The sequence below is a fragment of the Mucilaginibacter sp. R-33 genome, assembly GCF_049949235.1.
Taxonomy (GTDB): Bacteria; Bacteroidota; Bacteroidia; order Sphingobacteriales; family Sphingobacteriaceae; genus Mucilaginibacter.
On the sequence record NZ_CP188089.1, the window covers coordinates 3,768,450 to 3,788,402 of the forward strand.

Below are 19,953 nucleotides of genomic sequence, written 5' to 3' on the forward strand. Positions count from 1 at the left end.
ATTATGAATGGCAAGTTACTTAATTTGACCGTTGATATTTTGATTACGTTGATTTCGCTGATAATAGCACATTTTAACTTTTTCGGCATTGTTGGCGACGACATCAACAACGGCACAACGATAGACGTTAAATGAAACAGCCTGTCTTTTCGTAGCGAAAAGACAGGCTGTGGAACAGATCAACGCAATAAGCGTAATCTATTAAAAAAATCAACGGTTAAAAGCGGTACCCTAAAGTAAGGAATCCATTGTTGTTAGTTTTTTTCAAATCGGCAAAAGGACTGGTCGCACCTACTTCATAAGGGAAAATGGTTTGTTTGCCGGTTACCCTGGCGTAGGTAGCGTCAACAAAATAAGCACCAAAATGAAAGCCTATGCCGCCGCTAACTGTTTTAATATTGCTGCCCAGGTCTTTCATTGGGTTACCTTGCTGGCTGTAACCGCCGCGCAGATAAACGAGGCTGTTCACGTTTACTTCGGCGCCCACATGAAGGTTCACTGTTGAGCGGTAAAGTGATTTGATATCACTGTTGTCACCATCGGCAGTATAACTGTCGTTACTGCTTAAATGAGTAGTGGTATAATCGATATATTCAACATCGCCGCTTATGAAACCATATTTGCCTATGAAAACAGACGCGCCACCTGCTAATTTTAACGGCGTACGCAGATTGTAGCTTAGCTGATATGGTTCGGATTCGTTTTGATGACTCTTGCCACCTGTGTATTGCGTGGCAAGCCCTTCGGAATATGAATCATCAATATTATAAAACGTTGGTGAGGTAAATGTAAAACCTAAACGTAAGGCCTGTATAGGTTTATAAATAATACCCAATTTGGCGTTGAAGCCCGAGCCTTTGGTACTTTGGTCTTGCGCAAAAGTGGATGAAAAGTCGGTAGGGTTGCCGCCATTGGTTATAATGGCGTTGCCATTTTCGGTAAACCTGGCGTGCGAATTATACCTGATATCGGTAATAGCCAGTCCCAAACCTAAGTAAAGCTTATTGCTGTAATTGGCACCGAACGAAAGGTTAAACTCCGACTGGCCGCCGGTACGGGTAATCCCCGCCAACTGCCTTACCGGAACATTCACCGTGCTTGAATACGAATTTGGGTCAGTTGCCGGGCCAAAATTATCGATCAGGACATGATCATATGCCCAGCCATCGAGCCCATTGGGGTTGACGCTGCCATATTGAGATACTTCGCGCTTGGCAATACCGGCATAGTAATCAGAAATAGAACTGGTTTGGTTTGTACCGCCGTAAGCAACGTTTTCATAAAAGTTATTGGTACGGCTGTAGCCCGCGCCATAGTTAATACTTAACCAGCCTTTGCTTTTGTCGCGCCCACGGGTGGTTAGCTGCTGATAAAATACAATGGCAGCGTTGCTCATGTTCACATCGTTACGGTTGGCGCTTCCTGCCTGTCCAAAAAAGGTGGAGTTTATTTTAGAGTTATCATACTCAGGGGTAATACTAACCTCCGAGTGTGTAAAAAAGCCTAAGCCGGCGGGGTTGCCGCTAACTGAGCTCAAATCGCCGCCTACGGCGGTGCCGGCGTTGCCAATAGCTTTGATACGTGAGGTTGACCCGGTTTGAAAGGTTGAAAACCTGATGGCATCCTGTGAGTATTGCGCAAAACTATCTTTAGTAATTGCTACTATAGCAATTATGCTTAGTAAATACTTGATTTTCATAAAATTCAGGTAAATAAAATATAAGATTTAGGTTTATGGTCTTGATGGTCTGCCGCCACCGCCGCCACTGCTGCTGCCTGTGCTGCGTGAACTGCCGCCGCTTGAGCTTGGTGATGGTGTATATGATGGTTGCTGTGATGTACGTTCAACCTGTGGCTGTCTGTAAACCGGCTGTGCATCACGGGTAGGCGCCGCGTCCGTACGGGCCGGGCGTGCATAGCGGGTGCCATTGTTATTATTATAACTGTTATTTCCGCTATTGCTGCTGCCGTTACTGTAAGTGTTCGTTCTGCTGCCCAATGGTCTGTTACGACCTCCGGGAATGTAGCCTATACCGGAAGTGGCACTGCTGACAGGGCGACGCCCGCTGCCTGCAAAAGGATTGCCATTACCACGATAAGGACGTGCTGTACCTGACGAAGCATAGCCTCCACCATAGTAACCGCCATATCCACCGTATCCGTAACCACCACCGTAATAACCGCCGTATCCGTAGCCGCCATATCCGTAGCCTAATCCCCAACCGCCATATCCCCAGCCAAGACCGTATGCATATCCTGGTCCCCAGCCGCCGTAGCCTCCATAACCGAGGCCACCATAATAGCCGCCTAAGCCACCATAACCAAGGCCGTAGTTGTAATAAGGATAGCGATTATATGCTGAATAAAAGTCATCGTAATAACCAAATGGGGAAAAATAACTGAAACGGTTTATACGTGCCGAATAATCATCGTAGTAAAAGTAATCATCGTCGTCATCGCTATATCCATCCTCTGCAACCGGGGTTTGGTTGTAAGCCGGCTGTTGTGCATAAACAGGTTCATCGCCCGCTCGTGCATCAGAAAAATAAACGTTGTCATTACTTTGGTTTGATGCAAGCTTGGTTGTAGAGCAGGAACTCAGCGCCATGGCACCGATAATAAACATTCCTATCACGATGTTCCGTTTCATATGCAGGTAAGTAAAAAGTGCAAGGTCAAATAAGTTTTAAATTTATAAATTTGGCAGCAATATACAACAATTACAGAAGTCCAAATTCTATCCAATCAATATGAGCAAAGGTGTTATTAGTAAAGACGAAGATTATTCGCAATGGTTTAACGACTTAGTAATTAAATCTGACATGGCCGAGTATTCGCCGGTTAGAGGCTGTATGATCATTAAACCCTACGGCTATTCGATATGGGAAAAGATCCAGGCGGTGCTTGACGAGATGTTTAAAGATACAGGTCACAGTAATGCTTATTTCCCGCTTTTAATACCCAAGTCATTCTTTAGTAAGGAGGCCAGCCATGTTGACGGTTTTGCCAAGGAATGTGCTGTTGTAACCCATTACCGCCTCAAAAATGATGGAGAAGGAAATATAATTGTGGATGAGGAAGCCAAGCTTGAAGAAGAGCTCATCATCCGCCCAACATCAGAGACGATTATCTGGAACACTTACAAGGGCTGGATCCAATCATACCGCGACCTGCCTATCTTGGTTAACCAATGGGCTAACGTTATGCGCTGGGAAATGCGTACGCGTTTGTTTTTGCGTACCAGTGAATTTTTATGGCAGGAAGGCCACACAGCCCACGCAACAGCTGATGAGGCCGTAGCCGAAACCGAGCAAATGCTGAATGTATATGCCGATTTTGCCGAAAACTGGATGGCTTTGCCGGTGGTGAAAGGTCGTAAAACAGCTAACGAGCGTTTTGCAGGAGCTTTGGATACCTATTGTATTGAGGCGCTAATGCAGGATGGTAAAGCCCTGCAAGCCGGCACATCACACTTTTTGGGACAAAACTTTGCAAAAGCTTTTGACGTAAAGTTCACCAACAAAGAAAATAAAATTGAGCATGTTTGGGCCACTTCATGGGGTGTTTCAACCCGTTTGATTGGAGCGCTTATTATGGCCCATAGCGATGACGCGGGGTTAGTATTGCCTCCAAAGCTGGCACCTATTCAGGTAGTAGTTGTTCCGATTTACAAGCACCAGGAAGAGCTTGATAACATCAGCGCTTATGTTAACTCGCTAAAAAAGGAACTTAAGGCTAAAGGTATTTCGGTTAAGTTTGATAACCGCGATACCCACCGCCCGGGAGCTAAATTTGCTGAATACGAACTGAAAGGTGTTCCATTACGCGTAGCCATAGGCAGCCGTGATATGCAGAACGGAACAGTTGAACTGGCCCGCCGTGATACCAAAACAAAAGAAACCGTTAACCAGGAAGGTCTTGCTCAGGTTATAGAAAACCTGCTTGAAGAGATTCAACAAAATATCTATAAAAAAGCATTTGATTTCCGTGCCGAAAACACAACCGAGGTTGATACCTGGGACGAATTTAAACGCATGCTCGATGAAGAGCCAGGTTTTATCAGTGCACACTGGGACGGTACATCCGAAACCGAACAAAAAATAAAAGAGGAAACTAAAGCGACAATCCGTTGCATACCTTTGGATAATAAACAGGAAGAAGGTAAATGTATTTTGACAGGTAAGCCATCGACGCAGCGGGTGTTATTTGCGAGGGCGTATTAAATGTTAGTGAGTGGTTGAATGGGTTGATTAAGTGAGTGGTTGGTATTTCAATCTTCTTGTTGAGGATTAGAATTTCTTCATAACTTTATCAATCGGATAACCTAAACAACTATTCACTAACTGAATAATAATGGCTTCATTTACAGATCTTGAAACATGGAAACAAGCACGGAAAATTAGAAATATCATTTCTGGATTTGTAAAAAGCTTTCCTGTTGAAGAAAGGTATAGACTTACAGATCAAATTGTCCGTTCTTCTCGTTCTATAGGCAATAATTTAGCTGAGGGACACGGCAGGTTTCATTATCAGGATAATATTCGCTTTTGTATAATGGCCAGAGGATCCTTAACAGAAACACTCGATCATTTGATAATCGCATTAGATGAAGAGATTATAACAAACGAGACACTGCAAGCGTTTCAGGTAGAATACGATAGTTGCCTGAGATTAATAAATGGTTACATTCAGTATTTAAAGACAAAAAAAGGAACAGTTGATTAAGTGAATGGTTGATTGAGTGAGTTGTTAATTCCGAAAGCAAACCACTCACTCAATCAACCATTCAACCACTTACCACTCATGAAATTCGCAACTAAAGCAATACACGCAGGGCAGGAGCCCGATCCAACTACCGGCGCTATTATGACGCCGATATATCAAACATCAACCTACTGGCAAAAATCGCCGGGGGATAACAAAGGTTATGAGTACTCTCGTGGTACTAACCCTACCCGAAAAGCACTGGAAGACTGTTTGGCTGCTTTGGAAAACGCAAAGTTTGGCCTGGCGTTTTCGAGCGGTATGGGTGCTACCGATGCAGTAATGAAACTGCTTGCGCCGGGTGATGAGGTTATTACCGGTAATGACCTTTACGGAGGTTCGTACCGGATCTTCACTAAAATCTTTGCTAACTACGGCATCAAGTTTCACTTTTTGGATCTGTCTGATCCGGAGCTTGTTCGCGCTCATGTGAATGATAAAACTAAGTTGGTTTGGATAGAAACTCCAACCAATCCTACTATGCGGATTGTAGATGTGGAAGCAATTGGTAAGATCACCAAAGAAAAGAATTTACTTTTTGTGGTAGATAATACCTTTGCATCTCCATACCTGCAAAACCCAATAGATTTGGGTGCTGATATCGTAATGCACTCGGTAACGAAATACATCGGTGGCCATAGCGATGTGGTAATGGGCGCGTTGATGCTGAACGATGAAGAACTTTATAAAAAGCTTTGGTTTATTTACAATGCCTGTGGTGCTACCCCTGGACCAATGGATAGTTTCCTGGTGTTACGTGGCATCAAAACCCTGCACCTGCGCATGAAAGCTCATTGCGAAAACGGACGTCAGATAGCTGAGTTTTTGAAAGATCATCCAAAAGTTGAAAAAATTTACTGGCCGGGTTTTACTGATCACCCTAACCATGAAATCGCCAAAAAGCAAATGCGCGATTTTGGCGGCATGATCTCTATTGTATTGAAGGGTGCCGATCTGCAGGAGACCTTCCGCATAGCATCATCATTTAAAGTGTTTTCACTGGCCGAGTCGTTAGGCGGTGTTGAGTCATTGATCAATCACCCGGTAAGCATGACCCACGGATCGATCCCCAAAGCCGAGCGCGAAAAAGCAGGTGTAGTTGATAATTTGCTGCGTTTGAGTGTTGGAGTGGAAGATATTGAAGATTTGTTAGAGGATATTAAACAGGCCTTGAGTTAAGTTTTATATTAAAAAATACGCGTCATTGCGAGGTACGAAGCAATCCCCGACAGGCAGAGCCGCTCTGTATAGTTTGGGATTGCTTCGTACCTCGCAATGACGTTTTTGTAAATACCCATGACAGAAAACCTCAAAGCTTTCCTCGACGCGAAAGTTGCCCAATATAACCGCCCCGAATTTATTGAGAATGATCCGGTAACTATCCCGCACATGTTTAGCCAAAAGCAGGATATCGAGATCATGGGTTTCTGGGCTGCCACACTGGCCTGGGGACAACGGGTTACCATTATCAAAAAATGCAAAGAACTTATTACGTTGATGGATGGCGCGCCTTATGATTTCATCATCAATCATGAAGAGCCTGATCTGAAAAAGCTATTAAAGTTCAAGCACCGCACTTTTAATGATGTGGATACTTTATATTTCATCGCTTTTTTTCGGCAGCATTATGAACGGTTTGAATCGTTGGAGGATGCGTTTATACCCCCCGGCCCCCTGAAGGGGGAGGAAAAGGTTCAAGCGATTGAGGCTGCTTTAAATCATTTTCGCTCATACTTTTTTTCTTTGTCCGATTTTCCGCATCGTACTAAAAAGCATGTATCATCACCATCGCAAAAATCCACCTGCAAAAGGCTGAATATGTTTTTACGCTGGATGGTGCGGAAGGACAATAACGGCGTTGATTTTGGCATCTGGAACCGCATCCAGCCTGCTGACTTAATTTGCCCACTCGATTTACATGTGGACCGGGTATCGCGCAAACTCAATCTTATCGACCGAAAACAAACCGACTGGCAAACCGCTGTTGAACTGACCGAAAGGCTCCGCGAGTTCGATGCTAACGATCCGGTTAAATATGATTTTGCCTTGTTTGGTTTGGGGATTGAAGAACGCTGGGGTGTGCAGTTTTAAAATATAGCGGCATTTATTTGCTCAAAACTACAATGCCTGGTTTAGGCGCATCAACAAGCCCTGTGCGTACCAATGTTCCGTTATTGAAATAATAATAATGGTACGATAATGGTTTTGATTGTGCATCTGCTGAAGCTATTCTCCTGTAAACAGCATGCTGTGAGGTTTCTTCAACTAACTCCAGGTTGTACTTTTCGGAGTTTTTAAATTCACTTTCACTCATCCCTATGGTATAGTGTTTTACGCTACAACCAGAAAGCGCCAGTAAAATGAACAGACTAAGGACTAAATTTTTTAAGGCAGACATGTGATTAAGTTTATTTTTCGTGATGTAGGTATGACTATCCCGAAAAACAAAGGTTTATTCCCTATCCGTTGTTTTTTGCGATTACGCCTCTTCCTTAAAATAAACTTTGTAATAATTCATCGCCCGGCCATCGTCAAAGCCTTTCTCAATCAGTTCCTTATCGCCGTGAATATAGATGTGGAAGTTTTTATCAAGCTTAAGCACACTTTTGTAAACCCGGGCCTGTTTCTTTACCGCATTTTCTGAAATAATGAAGTTATCGGCTATCGGGCTGTCAAATTCCTGCTCGTACTGGTTTTTAAAACTTTTGAACGATTCAATGGCTTGTTCATTACCAATAACTTCGTTCGAAAACTCTTCCATATCAAAAGTTTCCTTCTCCTTAAAATATTTCATGGAGCGATTTAGCAGGTCGATCTTGTCGGCTTTGCTCATCTCAAATTCTTCATCGATTTTTTCGGTGATGAAGTTTTTGTAAATGCCTAACGTATTGTTGGTTTGGTTGAAACTGTCATTGCGGATCTTCAACTGCAAAAAATCGTCCTTCCAGAAACGGGCGGCTTCCTGCCCGCCGTTGGTTTTATCGACAACAACTACCTTGTAACCGTTCTCTTTTTCGATATTGAAGATCAGTACACCTTTATCCAGTTTGTTAATATTGATGGCATCCTGTTCATAATCAACCTGGAAACCGCCTTTATCCGGATAAACTTTAAGGTAAGTTTCCTTGTTTTCTGACTTGAAGATACCGATAGCATCCAGTGGGTTACCTTCAATTTGTACTTTGTTGAAGTAAACCACATAGAGTTCGCCGCCTTTGATATTGGGATGATTGGTAACCTTATATAAATGCTTCGCTATTTTCTCGGACGCCTCATGAAATTTGGTGTTGTCACCAAATACCTGTGTGGCAAAGTGGTGCAGTTCGTTTAGTTCCAGGTCGCCACTGCTGTGCATCAGGTGATAAACCTCGTTAGCCTTTTCAAAAGGTTTCAGAAAATATTGCATAAGCAGGTTGGGAATAATCTCATCCTTTAATTCCAATGGCTGTTCGGAAAGTGCATACATCTCTTCCTGCGATTGATTACCAACATGATGTACCGAAATAATTTCGAGAGAAGCTTCAAAAAAAGTTACCATAATTGCCTGCGAAGGTAAAGATTTTAGTTAATGGTTCATGGATCATAGTTCATGGTGTGCCTGCGTTTTTCATGTTCAAGTCATATGGAGATGGATTAGGAGGAGTAGGTGAGAAAAATCACCACGAAATAACGACCTTTGCACTTTGGTAAATTAGGCGGGCTTAGGCTATGATCTATGAACCATTAACTATCAACTAAAAAATGACAGATAATACCGATACCATAGTTGCCCTTGCCACACCAAACGGTGTGGGCGCCATTGCTGTGATTCGCCTTTCGGGCCCTGATGCCATAAACATAGCCAACAGTGTATTTAAAGGTAAAGACCTGAGCAAACAGGCATCGCATACTATCCATTTCGGCAGCATTGCCGATGGCGATTTGATTTTGGACGAGGTGCTGGTATCGTTGTTTGTTGGCCCGCGGTCATACACCCGCGAAAACGTGGTTGAGATCTCATGTCATGCTTCGGGTTATATTATTGAAAGCATCATTAAGCTGTTCATCAAAAAAGGTGCACGGTCGGCCAAACCCGGCGAATTTACGCTAAGGGCATTCCTGAATGGTCAGCTCGACCTGAGCCAGGCCGAGGCTGTTGCCGACCTGATCGCCTCCAACTCCAAAGCATCACAACAGGTGGCGCTGCAGCAGCTTCGTGGAGGTTTCAGTACCCAATTACAGGCCCTACGCGAGCAATTGGTGAATTTTGCATCGCTCATTGAACTGGAGCTTGATTTTGCCGAAGAGGATGTAGAATTTGCCAACCGTGATCAGCTGAAACAGTTGATCCACGAAATTACCAAAATTGTTGGCCGGTTAATTAATTCATTTGAGTTGGGTAATGCCATTAAAAATGGTGTAAACACGGTAATAGCAGGCAGGCCAAATGCGGGCAAATCAACCCTGCTGAATGCTCTGCTTAATGAAGAGCGTGCCATAGTGAGCCACATCCCCGGAACCACAAGAGACACGATTGAGGAGGTGCTGAATATCCAGGGCATTAATTTCAGGTTGATTGATACCGCCGGGATCCGGGAAGCTACCGATGCCATTGAACAGATAGGCGTACAGCGCACCATGGAAAAGATCAGCCAATCGGCCTTGTTGGTTTATGTTTTTGATGCCGCTAAAATCACTATTGAAGAACTGAATAGTGATATAGCCAGCCTGCAAAAACCCGGGGTTACGATGTTAGTGGTAGCCAATAAAGCAGATCTGCTGAATAAGCCGGGCAGCCAGAAAGTCGGGAAGCCCGGAAAAAACTTTGCGGATTTATTTGCTAATCAGAATTTTGATAAGCGGGATCTATCCACTTCTGCTACCTCCCTCCTCCAGCCGTTGGGACTTCCGGACATTATTTTTATCTCAGCCAAAGAAAAACGACATATTGACGATCTGAAACACAAGATTTACTCGTCTGCCGTAAAAGACCAGCTCAGCGGTGACGAAACCCTGGTTACTAATATCCGCCACCTCGAAGCCTTACAAAAAACTGAAGAGGCGCTTGTAAGGGTATTAGGCGGTATTGATGGCAGCATAACTTCTGATTTTTTGTCGATGGATATTAAACAGGCGCTTCACTACCTCGGTGAGATCACCGGTGTTGTTACCACAGATGATTTGCTGGAGAATATATTTAGCAAGTTTTGTATCGGTAAATAGTTAAGTATCTGATAATGAGTTATTTAATCTTTTATTGTCCTTTTATAGGGAGGTGATTATCCTTCGTAATTCATTCTGCTTCTTAGGCGTTTATAGTTTCTTAGTATTTTCCAAGTGACCGATTTTAGTAAGAAAACAGTATTACTAAAAAAACTGCCCATCTATCCCTATGTGCCTTTCTTTATCCTTTAAAGAAAATAAAGATTTTTATTGACAAAGGTTTTACTTACGTGTTTAAATTATAATTTTTAGGTGTACATAAATTTGTAATCTAATAATTATCAATAACATGGGAATAAGTTTAAGAACACAGAAATTAACGAAAGGCAGAGTAAGGTTGTCTTTGGATATATACAGTAATGGAAAAAGTCACTACGAAAATTTAAAATTGTTTCTTTATGAAAAGCCGGTTACAAGCAATGAAAGAGAGCACAACAAACGCACAAAGAATTTAGCCGATACTATATTAGCTAAGCGGCTTATCGAAATGCAGGAGGGAAATTACAATGTTGTTACAGGTTTCAAAAGCCAGGCAAGTTTTATCAAGTACTTTAAGCAATTAACAAACGAACGCAAAGGCTCAGGTGGTAATTTTGGTAACTGGGACAGCACGTATAAACATCTGCTTAGTTTTGCAAAAGGGCAAGATGTAACATTTGCTCAAGTGAACGAAGAGTTTCTTAATAAATTCAAAAAGTACTTACTAAGTGGTAAAGTGACTAAAGGGAATCAGGATTTATCAAGTTGTTCAGCTTCGTCATATCTCAATAAAGTTAAGGCAGCCCTAAACTGGGCGTTTCGGAGATATGTTACACCCTATTCCGTGGCAAAACTGACCACCTGTTTGCTGGCAAAGAAATGCAGCTCATGCTTTAGCAGCATAAACAAAGATAATTATTTACCAATTTCCATTTAGCCTGGTGCTGCTCTATCTATAACCTCTTTTTTCTTTTCGAAGCTTTAATATGCAAGGTGATTGCAGGATCTCCATTCTGGTTATGGCCGTTCATTGCTTTATTAGAGGCTTTCAGCGCTATTTCGCATACCTAATGAGGCTACCGATCAACTCGTTCACCCGGCGACTGTATTTGGCATTTAAAAGGACGGCCAGCGTCTGATGCATAAACTACCAAAAATGGGGTGGTCAATTTGATCCGGAATCAGGTGGTCACTTTGGTCCGGAATACCCTGGTCACTTTAAATCGGAATCAGGTGGTCAGTTTGAGCGGAATCTCCACTATCCACCCGAAAAGCAAGATCAAGCTGTAAAAACCATATTGGAACAAGCCAATCTTATAGCACAGGATTTTTTAGATAATAAGTAACTGTCAATGATAGTATATAACCAACAAGGTGTCCACCTTGAAGAGGCAAAGGAAAAACCGTTCATCTTAGAAAAAGATATACAAAATCTGTTTGAAGCCAACTTAAAAGCAATAATGGGACTGCAATTGGTTAAAAGCGAATTTACAATAAAGAACAAAAGGATTGACACATTAGCCTTTGACTCAGAAGCTAAGGCTTTTATAATTATCGAATATAAAAGAGACAAAAATCATAGTGTTGTAGATCAAGGAGTATCATACCTAAATCTAATGCTGGAGTATAAGGCTGATTTTATTATTGAATACAATGAAAGCCTTTCGCAAAACTTAAAACGTGATGATATAGACTGGAGCCAAACTAAAGTTTGCTTTGTATCTCCTTCATTTACTGAAAATCAAAAGCAAGCTACTAATTTTAAAGACTTGTCAATTGAGTTATGGGAAATCAAACAATATACAAATGGCGTTATAATAATTGATCCTATTAGAAAGTCTGCCAGTGCTCCAAGTATTAAGCCTATCGCTAAGCAAAATGAATTACTTGAAAAAGTAGCAAAAGAAATTACAGAGTATACTGAAGAATATCATTTGAAAAATAAATCTCCATACGTTATCGAATTATATGAAAGCTTTAAGAATGGCATATTAAATTTACCTGGTGATATTGAGGTTGTTCCGAAGAAAACATATATAGCTTTTAAGATCAAAACCAACGTGGTCGATATTGAAATACAAGCAAGCTCAATTAAGCTTTGGATTAATTTAAAGAAAGGGCAACTAGATGACTCCAAAAACTTGATGCGGGATGTTTCAATGTTGAAAGGCCATAATGGAAACGGTGATTATGAGCTTATTGTAAAAGATACCCGGAATCTGGAATACATTTTAAGTCTTGTTAAGCAGGCTATAATTTGATAACTAAACCGCTTTTTCTGGTAAAAACGCTTGGGGTGAGCAATTAAATATCTTAGCCAGCTTATTAATATGATTAAGATTGTATTTAGCAGGTTTTTTAGGGCTTTCAATATGTCCTAAGAAGCCCACCGATAGGTCAAGTTTAATTGCTAATTCGGCTTGGGATAAATTTGCTTTTATTCGCATTTCCTTCACCTTATTAATTACAAATAATTCAATTTCTGACTTTGAATTTGTTCTTGACATCTGCGTGCAAGAAACACATTGAATATTTTTTAATCACCTATATATATGTAGGTAAATCTTTATATATTGGGATAGTTTTTAAAACCTATTGCAATGAAGAAACTCATTTTATTAATTCCATTTTCAGTCATTCTTTATTCATGTACTCCTGCATCGAAAGGAGATATCAGCCAAGATGAAAAAGGATGTACTATATTAAAAAACACATCAACTTCTGAAAAAATCACCTTTGTGTTACAGTATGGGTCTGTTGACTATAAGTTTGAAACGAGAGTCGGACCGCAAGAAGAATCAGTTTTAGGTTGCAGCGAGGATTCAAAAACACTTCATATCGTTGGTGCTTATGTTAAATAAACTTAAATAACTGTAAAAACATGGAACAATCTGGATTATCTTTTCCGGTCATAATGATCATTTTAGGCGTAGTAATACTTCTTTTTCGTATTGTAAAGAACACCTCTAAAGGTGATAAATAACATGCACTATTTGAAGGTATTTAGCTGATATTAACCTATAGTAACCTTTAAAATATCCCCCATTCCAACTGCTTTCACAGTATCTCATGTAACCTATTGATAATCACAATAGGTTACATAATGTATCGGAAAGTAATTACGCAAATTGACAAATGTTTACTATTTAAACATTTAATTCATAAATAAGGTATTATTTCTCTTTGCTAATATTGAGGGCGTTCATTTGCTCTTGTACCTTACGCTAACCAACCCTGCCAATAAATTGGTCAAGATCGTCGTCCTTAGCTAATTTAAGTTTTTGTTTAAGCCTGTACCTGGCCATGCGGATACTTTTTGGCTCAACGCCAAGGCGGTTAGCTATTTCCTTGGTATCGAGCCCCATTAAAATATATGAGCAATATTTTAGGTCGAGGCGGGTAAGGCTGTTTTCTGCCTGTTGTTGCAGAGCATTGAAAAAACCGGGACGGCTTTGGCTTATGACCTGTTGTTCATCAATACTTTTATCCATCCGCAGGTTTTGGTTAATGATGCGGCCCATCTGCCTGGCTACAGCCGGTGAATCAGCTTTGCGCGATTTTTCTTTTAGCAACTCGAGAATAGCGTTTTTCTCTTCAATCTTCAATGAACCGGCTAGTAACTCTTTTTCCAGCCATTCAGTACGGTCCTGTAACAACTCCTGTTGGGCTTTTGCATGGGCATGTTCTTTTTCGCGCAGGGAAATCTGCAGTTCGGCTTCCTGTTTCTCGAGCATTAAGCGCTGGGCTTCGGCTTTTTGTAATTGTGCCAAAAGCTTTATTTCTTCTTTCTCCTGCTCGGTAAGCTGTTTTTGCTGCTGCGATGCTTTTAGTTTGTAATGGTAAGAGCTTAACAACAGCGCGAGTAAAATAATACTTGCCGACCCGATAGCTACATAAAGCCAGTTGAGTTGCTTATTAAAATCGGCGCGTTCGCGCAGGCGGGCAATCTCATTTTCTTTAAGTACAGATTGATATTCCTCTTCCAGTTGCTGAACGGTAGCCAGTTTCTGGCTGTCAAATACCTTGCTGTAGTAGTCGATATATTTTTTGTAATAATCGAGCGCTTTGGCCTTGTCGCCGCTTTTTTCGGCTACGTTTGCAAGTCCTAACATTAACCGCGACCGTGTAATAGCGACGCCGGGGGCAGAATCCTTTAATTCGGAGATGCCGGTGAGCAGGTATTGCTCTGCCTTTTCGGGCGACTCGTCGCGCAGCGCATATTCGCTCAATATGCCGTAGCAATTGGCAATTATTTCTTTACCGTTGGTGCGCCTGGCAATATCAAGTGCCATGTTAACATAGCTATAAGCGCTGTCTTTATAAGCGGAAGGATAGTATTTGAAATAACTGTTTGCAATATTAAGGGCAGTTGCCGAAGCATTACTTTGCAAAAGTATTTTTTCTGTATTATGCCGGTAGGTGGCTAACGCTATACGGTAATATACCATCGACGAATCAAGCAGCACACGCCTGGTCCTATTCTTTTCAAATGCGGAGAAAAAACTGTGGCCCAGCGTCATGTAACCTAACAATAAATCATCCGGATATAAGCTTCGCTTAGCCGCCGAAAGGCAATCGGACGCGTATTTGCGCTGTTTAAGGGTATCGCTGCCATAAGCGTAAATACTGGCGATGTAATGATTGATGAGCGTTTTATAGCTGAATGCACGCCGACCGTCGGCGTATTGTATTAGCTGTTCGGCTTTCAGCAAACCTGACATGGCCTTTTCATTATTTCCTTCTACCAGTTCCAGCCAGCCTTTGCGCAGCCAGGCAAAAGAAACCAGCACGTTATTTTTTGATTTTGCAGCAATCTGTACTGCACTGTCGATAAAGAGGGTAGCCCGGTGTTGCTGGTTTTTCTGCATCAGCAAATATCCCATGGTAGCATAACAAAAAGCGGTTGCACCGGCATCGGCGTTCTGTTTTGCCATGATTACAGCCTTGCCTGCGTTCGCTATAGATACATCAATGTTTTTCTCTACGGTAGCCCGTGCAAGTTCGGCCATTACAACCGGTTTTTCGTGGTTACCGGCAGTTTTTAAAACTTGCTGTAAAGAATCAGTTACGAGTGATTGGGCCTGGGCTATCGTTGTGTATGACACTAAAAAAAGGAAGGTTATTGCGGCGACTTTATTCTTCAAAGGCATAAAAGGTATTATTTCTTGCATTAGGTATTACCCGGATAGTAAGCAGATAATTAATTATCTGCATTATAACACAGAAGTTTAAGTAATTGTTGTAGATGATTTGTAGACGCTGCCAATCAAGATTGTAGACGGCTTGTAGTCGCCGTTTTTTTTGAGTGAGAGTATATCGGCAGCTAATTTTGGTTCACATCATTTATCGTTTAACCTTAAAAAACAAAAAGTTATGACAAACAAAAGCATGTCCATTGTGGCTTACATCACTATTATTGGTTGGATCATATCTTATCTTGAATATAAAAAGCGCGTTGATAAAAGTCCTTTGGTTAATTATCACCTTGGGCAGTCGCTCGGCCTCATTATTTTATCAGTGATCCTGGGAGTTGCTCTTGCGGTATTGGCAGCTATTATCCCGGCCCTTTCGGTTGTATCGCTGGTTCTCAGCGTCCTTACGTTTATATTGCTGCTGCTGGGTATTATAACCGCCAATAATGAAGCTATTAAACCCTTGCCGGTGGTGGGTAAATTGTTCGAAGGCAAATTTGATTTCTCCAAATAATTCTCATCCAAAGGCAAGCAAACGGCAATGTCCGGAAAGCCATTTTTACCTTTTACCTGTCACTATATTTTAATTAACGAACCCGGACCGCCAACAAATGTCGGCTTTCCGGGTTTAAATCAATTCAACAGGCTTTATGCTGCTACAATCATCACAGGTGCCTCCGGAGGGTGCTGAAGAGCTTTTAATTATTAACTTGATTGGCCAGTGCCGTTACGCCGAAGCATATCTGCTTTTAAAAACGGAAACGCCCCAGCGGCCGGCCGGCATGTTTAACCTTGCTTTATGTTTTTACTGGCTGGGCAGTTATCGTGAAACACTGGTATGCCTTGATAAGGCTCAGATGTTACTGGCAATTGATCGGGGCGGGATAAGCCTTAACAGCGATAATTTTTACAAGGCCATCAGGGAAAAGCAAAATCTTATCGATGAATATAAACTGCCTCTTACGTCAAAATATATTGCTTTGTTTGGTGAGTTGGCGAAGGATAATATCACGCGGATTAAAACAGATTGCTGGCTGCAGCTTGAAGTATATCAAAAGGTTATTGAAATTGCTACCCCCATTGCGCACAAAAATTATAAAAACATTGCCGATGCGCTGCAGATAGCCAAAGAAAGAATTTAAATATGACAAACGAATTTAACCAGATCAGGGATGCCTATCATCGTAACATGTTTAATCCGGCGCCCAATGCCATTGATGTGATGGGCATGTATAAGGATTTAACCGATATTCATATTGTAAATGAGCAGGAAGAAAACCTGTTCCACCTTGCAGCCCGTTTTACCGATCCGGAAGCCATCCGGTTTTTAGCTGGTGCGGGGTTGAAACCCGCGGCCGACAAATACGGCAACACAGCTTTGCACGCACTCACTACCACCAGGTTTGATCTGCAGGGTACTTCACCTGAGGATAAGGCGAAGAAAATATTTGATACCGCCACTGCGCTGCTGGAACTCGGTATCAACCCTAAAAAGAAAAACGATTCGGGCAAGTTAGCCTATTTTGAGGCCGGCCAGTTATATATGTACCCTTTTATCGAGGCTATGGGCAATGCCGGCGTAAAGATGGATGCAACGGAATCGGAAGGAAAAAATCTTTTACATGTTATCTGTGATAAACTCGTCCACCGCAAAACCATACCCGGAGCCATAGATGCAGCAACAAAAACTGTAAAGATATTGATAGAAAACAGCGGCATTGATACAGAAGATAAAGACATATTTGATACAACGCCCCTTACTTACGCGCAACGCAGCGGGGTAAAGGAAATAGCTGCACTATTATCGGGTGATGAAACCGACATAGCTACCGGGGGGATGAGCATTCATGAGGCCGTATTAAACCGTGATGTCGCGGCCATAGAAGCGCTTATCAAAGCCGGTGCAGACCTGGATGATTTTTCTGATCAGTACAAACGCACGCCTTTAATGCTGGCCTGCGAGTATCCCTCAGAGCCAATGGTCCGTTTACTGGCCGAAGGTGGCGGAGATGTGAATTTCAGGACAGGTAATGGTGATACCGCTGTTTTTATACTGCTTACAAAGGCCGTGAGTAATTTTGGAAGGGGCATGAGCCGCGACCTGAAAGATATTGTGAAAATGCTGCGTATATTGATCAAGCACGGACTTGATCTTGACGCAGCGGTGAATAACGATGGAGACACTGCTTTAAACATAGTATGCCAGGCCGGTTACCTGGCCGATTTAAATATTGTACTGGCAGAAGAATTGGTTGAAGCCGGCTGCGATATTAATAAACCTAACGTTTGGGGCAAAACACCGCTGATGAATTTTGCACAAAAAGGAAATGAAATTAAATACAATATTGCCGAACTGCTGCTTGACAATAATGCCGATACCACCTACGCCGATAAAACCGGTAACACCGCATTGATGTACGCTGCTGCGAATGGTGATAAAATGTCGGGCAAAAAGATAGTTTCGTTGTTGTTGGATAAAGACAGCTCGACGGTTGAAAATGTAAATAATGCCGGTCAAACAGCGGTTGATGTAGCAGTTCAGCATAATAACGAAGCTGTTGTTAAACTGATGCTTGCATAGCCTGTAATAAATAGATACCTATGGATAATATGTTTTTAAACGCGTGTAAAAACGCACAAAAAGGGATAGTGCAAACATTCCTGAAAAAGGGAGGGATTAATGTTGACAAACGCGATAGCCTGGGCAATACACCCTTATATTATGTATGCTTAAAAAGTGCAAGGGATATTGCCAAAATGCTTATAGATGCCGGCGCCGATGTTAACCTGGGCAATAACCTAAGCGAAACACCCCTGCATTGCGCATCGCGCAGTGGCAGTAAAGACCTGATCAAAACATTAACTGAGGCCGGTGCAGATGTGAATGCCGGTAATAACCACGGGCAAACACCTCTTTTTTATGCTGTACTTGCGGGTAAAACAGAAACCTCGCTTTACCTGATCTCATTAGGTGCCGATATCGCCGTTAAAGACAATGCCGGTTACAGTTTGCTCGATCATGCTACTGCCGACGGCATGCGCGACCTGGTTGCAAAATTGTCGGCCGGTGAAACCGCGCAAAGAGATGACAACGGCAACACGCCGCTTCACCAGGCGGTTTATAATAACCATAGCGAAACGATAAGCGCCTTGCTCAAGTCGGGCATATGGGATGTAAACGGATTAAATAACGACGGCGTTAGTCCGCTGATATTTGCAGTTAATAACTCCAATATACACGTAGCCGGACTGTTGATCAAAAATGGCGCCGATGTTAACCTGCATGTACAGAATGGTAATTCGGCACTGCACTACGCGGCGGGTATGGGCAACTATCATCTTGGTAAAATGCTGCTTGAGGCAGGGGCCGAGATCAACTCACGCAACAGCTTTAGCGAAACTCCGCTTATCGTGGCAGCACAGTGCGGATTTAATGATTTTACAGCTTTTTTAATCGAAAACAACGCTGATGTAAACGCTGTAGACAATAACGGCCGGCACGCTATGGATTTTGCCAGTGAGCGCGGTTATACCGAAATATTGGAACAACTGTTAATGGCGGGTGCCTAAAGCCGGTAATAAAACAATACTGGTTTATGATGACTGCCTGCCGCAATATATGGAAACGGCAGGCATTTATTTTATTGGAACCTTTAACTGTGCTTAATCAAGTAATGTCCAGGTACGTTTAGTTTGTATGGTTTGTATGGCCTGCTGCTCGGCAACTACAATGTTCTCTTTGCGTTGGCCTATGTATTCTAATGTACTAAGCTTATTCCACAGGGCAACAATTACCCGCATAAACTCATCAATCGCTGTCATTGACGAGTTTATTTCATGATGATTATAAACTATTTCGATTAAACGGGCTAAAAGCTCTTCAAAGTTACCGGGTGTTACATCCTTCCATTCATAAAAATATTTAAGCAATTCTTCCCGTTCTGCTCCCGGCATGCTTTTAACGGTACTGAAAAACAGGTGTGCCATTTCTGAAAAGCAGGAAACCAGTTGGATAGGCGGTTGAAGATAGATCAGGTTTCGGTATGTAAAATAGATCCCCGCGATATAATCAAGCATTTTATCGCACAGCAGCTTCACATTTTTACCGATGGTAGATATCGAATCTTTCGAGGTGATCTTGTCAATAATACGGAACGAAAGCAGCTGAAGGTTGTTGATCTGTGCCCCAAAGTTTTCATAATAGGTCATGAGGCCGGCATGGCTTATCAGCGCAGTACATGGCGGGATATAGGTTACATTGGCCTGAAAGGAGCTTCCGCTTCGTACAAATTTACCAACCTCCATAAAATGCGCCCCGATGCTGTTGAGTTGTGACACCGGCAAAACAGTGATACTGTAATGTTTGCTGATATCAGGATAGCGGATAGGCTGTTCTTCCGGGTCGGGTGTGCCTGAGGGTACACGTTCAAAGGGGTTTACGGTAAGCAGCACATAATAGGTTTCTGATGCTTCATTGATAGTTTCCTGGCCAAAGTAATGGCTAAATGTTAGCGGTTGTTCGGCACGGGTAATATCAATCCTGAAACCTTCGGCGGTGATGGCGTTACACTGGTTTAAAGTCACCTGCACCTGGCCTGATGCCCGTTCGGTCATCTGGATATCCAGCGATGAGCTTTGCCCTTGCGCGGGTGGAAGCAGCCCGAAATTATTATTGTTGAGCGGCAGCGAATTGGCATCGCGTACTATATCATGAATAAAATTATCAGTATTAACAAAATGCGCGCTGGAAATTTTCATTCCATCTATCCAGTTCACAGGTTTATGTTTTAATGGGCTGATCATGTTTATTTGTTTT

Annotated in this window: 20 protein-coding genes; 13 read left to right on the forward strand and 7 right to left on the reverse strand. The window is 42.3% G+C overall.

What is annotated here, in order from left to right; translation table 11 throughout:
• Nucleotides 1-3 precede the first annotated feature (3 nt).
• Nucleotides 4-135, forward strand: a complete 132-nt coding sequence (locus ACP26M_RS15550) for a hypothetical protein (protein ID WP_426581226.1) — start codon at nt 4-6, stop codon at nt 133-135.
• Between the two features lie 82 nt (nt 136-217).
• Here ACP26M_RS15550 and ACP26M_RS15555 read toward each other — a convergent pair whose 3' ends face one another.
• Together ACP26M_RS15555 and ACP26M_RS15560 are read right to left on the reverse strand one after the other, a co-directional pair.
• Nucleotides 218-1,699: an OmpP1/FadL family transporter gene (locus tag ACP26M_RS15555; RefSeq protein ID WP_426581228.1), complete on the reverse strand. Its 1,482-nt coding sequence runs from the start codon at nt 1,697-1,699 to the stop codon at nt 218-220.
• A 33-nt stretch (nt 1,700-1,732) separates the two neighbouring features.
• On the reverse strand, nt 1,733-2,650 hold the full coding sequence (locus ACP26M_RS15560) for a hypothetical protein (RefSeq protein WP_426581230.1): 918 nt from the start codon (nt 2,648-2,650) through the stop codon (nt 1,733-1,735).
• Nucleotides 2,651-2,750: 100 nt separating this feature from the next.
• Here ACP26M_RS15560 and proS point away from each other — a divergent pair, with 100 nt between their 5' ends.
• The 4 genes from proS to ACP26M_RS15580 all read left to right on the forward strand — a co-directional run bounded on the left by proS (nt 2,751) and on the right by ACP26M_RS15580 (nt 6,855).
• Nucleotides 2,751-4,223 carry a proline--tRNA ligase gene (gene proS, locus ACP26M_RS15565; protein ID WP_426581232.1) on the forward strand — a complete coding sequence of 491 codons (1,473 nt, stop codon included), beginning with the start codon at nt 2,751-2,753 and terminating at the stop codon, nt 4,221-4,223.
• 130 nt (nt 4,224-4,353) lie between these two features.
• On the forward strand, nt 4,354-4,725 hold the full coding sequence (locus tag ACP26M_RS15570; RefSeq protein WP_426581234.1) for a four helix bundle protein: 372 nt from the start codon (nt 4,354-4,356) through the stop codon (nt 4,723-4,725).
• A gap of 78 nt (nt 4,726-4,803) precedes the next feature.
• The gene (locus ACP26M_RS15575; RefSeq protein WP_426581236.1) at nt 4,804-5,943 is read left to right on the forward strand and encodes a cystathionine gamma-synthase; all 1,140 of its coding nucleotides are present in this window, start codon (nt 4,804-4,806) and stop codon (nt 5,941-5,943) included.
• Nucleotides 5,944-6,060: 117 nt separating this feature from the next.
• Nucleotides 6,061-6,855: a TIGR02757 family protein gene (locus ACP26M_RS15580; protein ID WP_426581238.1), complete on the forward strand. Its 795-nt coding sequence runs from the start codon at nt 6,061-6,063 to the stop codon at nt 6,853-6,855.
• A 13-nt stretch (nt 6,856-6,868) separates the two neighbouring features.
• Here ACP26M_RS15580 and ACP26M_RS15585 read toward each other — a convergent pair whose 3' ends face one another.
• Both ACP26M_RS15585 and ACP26M_RS15590 read right to left on the reverse strand, forming a co-directional pair.
• Nucleotides 6,869-7,162: a hypothetical protein gene (locus ACP26M_RS15585; protein ID WP_426581240.1), complete on the reverse strand. Its 294-nt coding sequence runs from the start codon at nt 7,160-7,162 to the stop codon at nt 6,869-6,871.
• Between the two features lie 81 nt (nt 7,163-7,243).
• A complete protein-coding gene (locus ACP26M_RS15590; RefSeq protein ID WP_426581242.1) occupies nt 7,244-8,302 on the reverse strand; it encodes a nucleoid-associated protein in 1,059 nt (352 codons plus the stop codon).
• Between the two features lie 203 nt (nt 8,303-8,505).
• On the opposite strand from ACP26M_RS15590, the gene mnmE reads away from it, so the two are divergent.
• From mnmE to ACP26M_RS15605, 3 genes are all read left to right on the forward strand, one after another.
• Complete coding sequence (mnmE, locus tag ACP26M_RS15595) at nt 8,506-9,966, forward strand: tRNA uridine-5-carboxymethylaminomethyl(34) synthesis GTPase MnmE (RefSeq protein ID WP_426581244.1); 1,461 nt, start codon at nt 8,506-8,508, stop codon at nt 9,964-9,966.
• A gap of 289 nt (nt 9,967-10,255) precedes the next feature.
• Nucleotides 10,256-10,882 carry a phage integrase SAM-like domain and Arm DNA-binding domain-containing protein gene (locus ACP26M_RS15600; RefSeq protein WP_426581246.1) on the forward strand — a complete coding sequence of 209 codons (627 nt, stop codon included), beginning with the start codon at nt 10,256-10,258 and terminating at the stop codon, nt 10,880-10,882.
• A gap of 415 nt (nt 10,883-11,297) precedes the next feature.
• A complete protein-coding gene (locus tag ACP26M_RS15605; RefSeq protein ID WP_426581248.1) occupies nt 11,298-12,206 on the forward strand; it encodes a DUF5655 domain-containing protein in 909 nt (302 codons plus the stop codon).
• Between the two features lie 3 nt (nt 12,207-12,209).
• Here ACP26M_RS15605 and ACP26M_RS15610 read toward each other — a convergent pair whose 3' ends face one another.
• Complete coding sequence (locus ACP26M_RS15610; RefSeq protein WP_426581250.1) at nt 12,210-12,452, reverse strand: helix-turn-helix domain-containing protein; 243 nt, start codon at nt 12,450-12,452, stop codon at nt 12,210-12,212.
• Nucleotides 12,453-12,545: 93 nt separating this feature from the next.
• Here ACP26M_RS15610 and ACP26M_RS15615 point away from each other — a divergent pair, with 93 nt between their 5' ends.
• Nucleotides 12,546-12,806 carry a hypothetical protein gene (locus ACP26M_RS15615; protein WP_426581252.1) on the forward strand — a complete coding sequence of 87 codons (261 nt, stop codon included), beginning with the start codon at nt 12,546-12,548 and terminating at the stop codon, nt 12,804-12,806.
• 363 nt (nt 12,807-13,169) lie between these two features.
• On the opposite strand, the gene ACP26M_RS15620 is transcribed toward ACP26M_RS15615, so the two are convergent.
• A complete protein-coding gene (locus ACP26M_RS15620) occupies nt 13,170-15,089 on the reverse strand; it encodes a LuxR family transcriptional regulator (RefSeq protein ID WP_426581254.1) in 1,920 nt (639 codons plus the stop codon).
• A gap of 229 nt (nt 15,090-15,318) precedes the next feature.
• Between ACP26M_RS15620 and ACP26M_RS15625 the strand changes: the two genes are divergently transcribed.
• From ACP26M_RS15625 to ACP26M_RS15640, 4 genes are all read left to right on the forward strand, one after another.
• Nucleotides 15,319-15,651: a DUF4870 domain-containing protein gene (locus tag ACP26M_RS15625; RefSeq protein ID WP_426581256.1), complete on the forward strand. Its 333-nt coding sequence runs from the start codon at nt 15,319-15,321 to the stop codon at nt 15,649-15,651.
• Nucleotides 15,652-15,787: 136 nt separating this feature from the next.
• Nucleotides 15,788-16,279, forward strand: a complete 492-nt coding sequence (locus ACP26M_RS15630) for a hypothetical protein (protein ID WP_426581258.1) — start codon at nt 15,788-15,790, stop codon at nt 16,277-16,279.
• 2 nt (nt 16,280-16,281) lie between these two features.
• Entirely contained in the window at nt 16,282-17,718 is a 1,437-nt protein-coding gene (locus ACP26M_RS15635) for an ankyrin repeat domain-containing protein (protein WP_426581260.1), read from the forward strand.
• A 20-nt stretch (nt 17,719-17,738) separates the two neighbouring features.
• A complete protein-coding gene (locus ACP26M_RS15640) occupies nt 17,739-18,707 on the forward strand; it encodes an ankyrin repeat domain-containing protein (protein WP_426581262.1) in 969 nt (322 codons plus the stop codon).
• A 93-nt stretch (nt 18,708-18,800) separates the two neighbouring features.
• Here the strand turns inward: ACP26M_RS15640 and ACP26M_RS15645 are convergent, their stop codons facing one another.
• The gene (locus tag ACP26M_RS15645; RefSeq protein ID WP_426581264.1) at nt 18,801-19,940 is read right to left on the reverse strand and encodes a hypothetical protein; all 1,140 of its coding nucleotides are present in this window, start codon (nt 19,938-19,940) and stop codon (nt 18,801-18,803) included.
• Between the last annotated feature and the right edge of the window lie 13 nt (nt 19,941-19,953).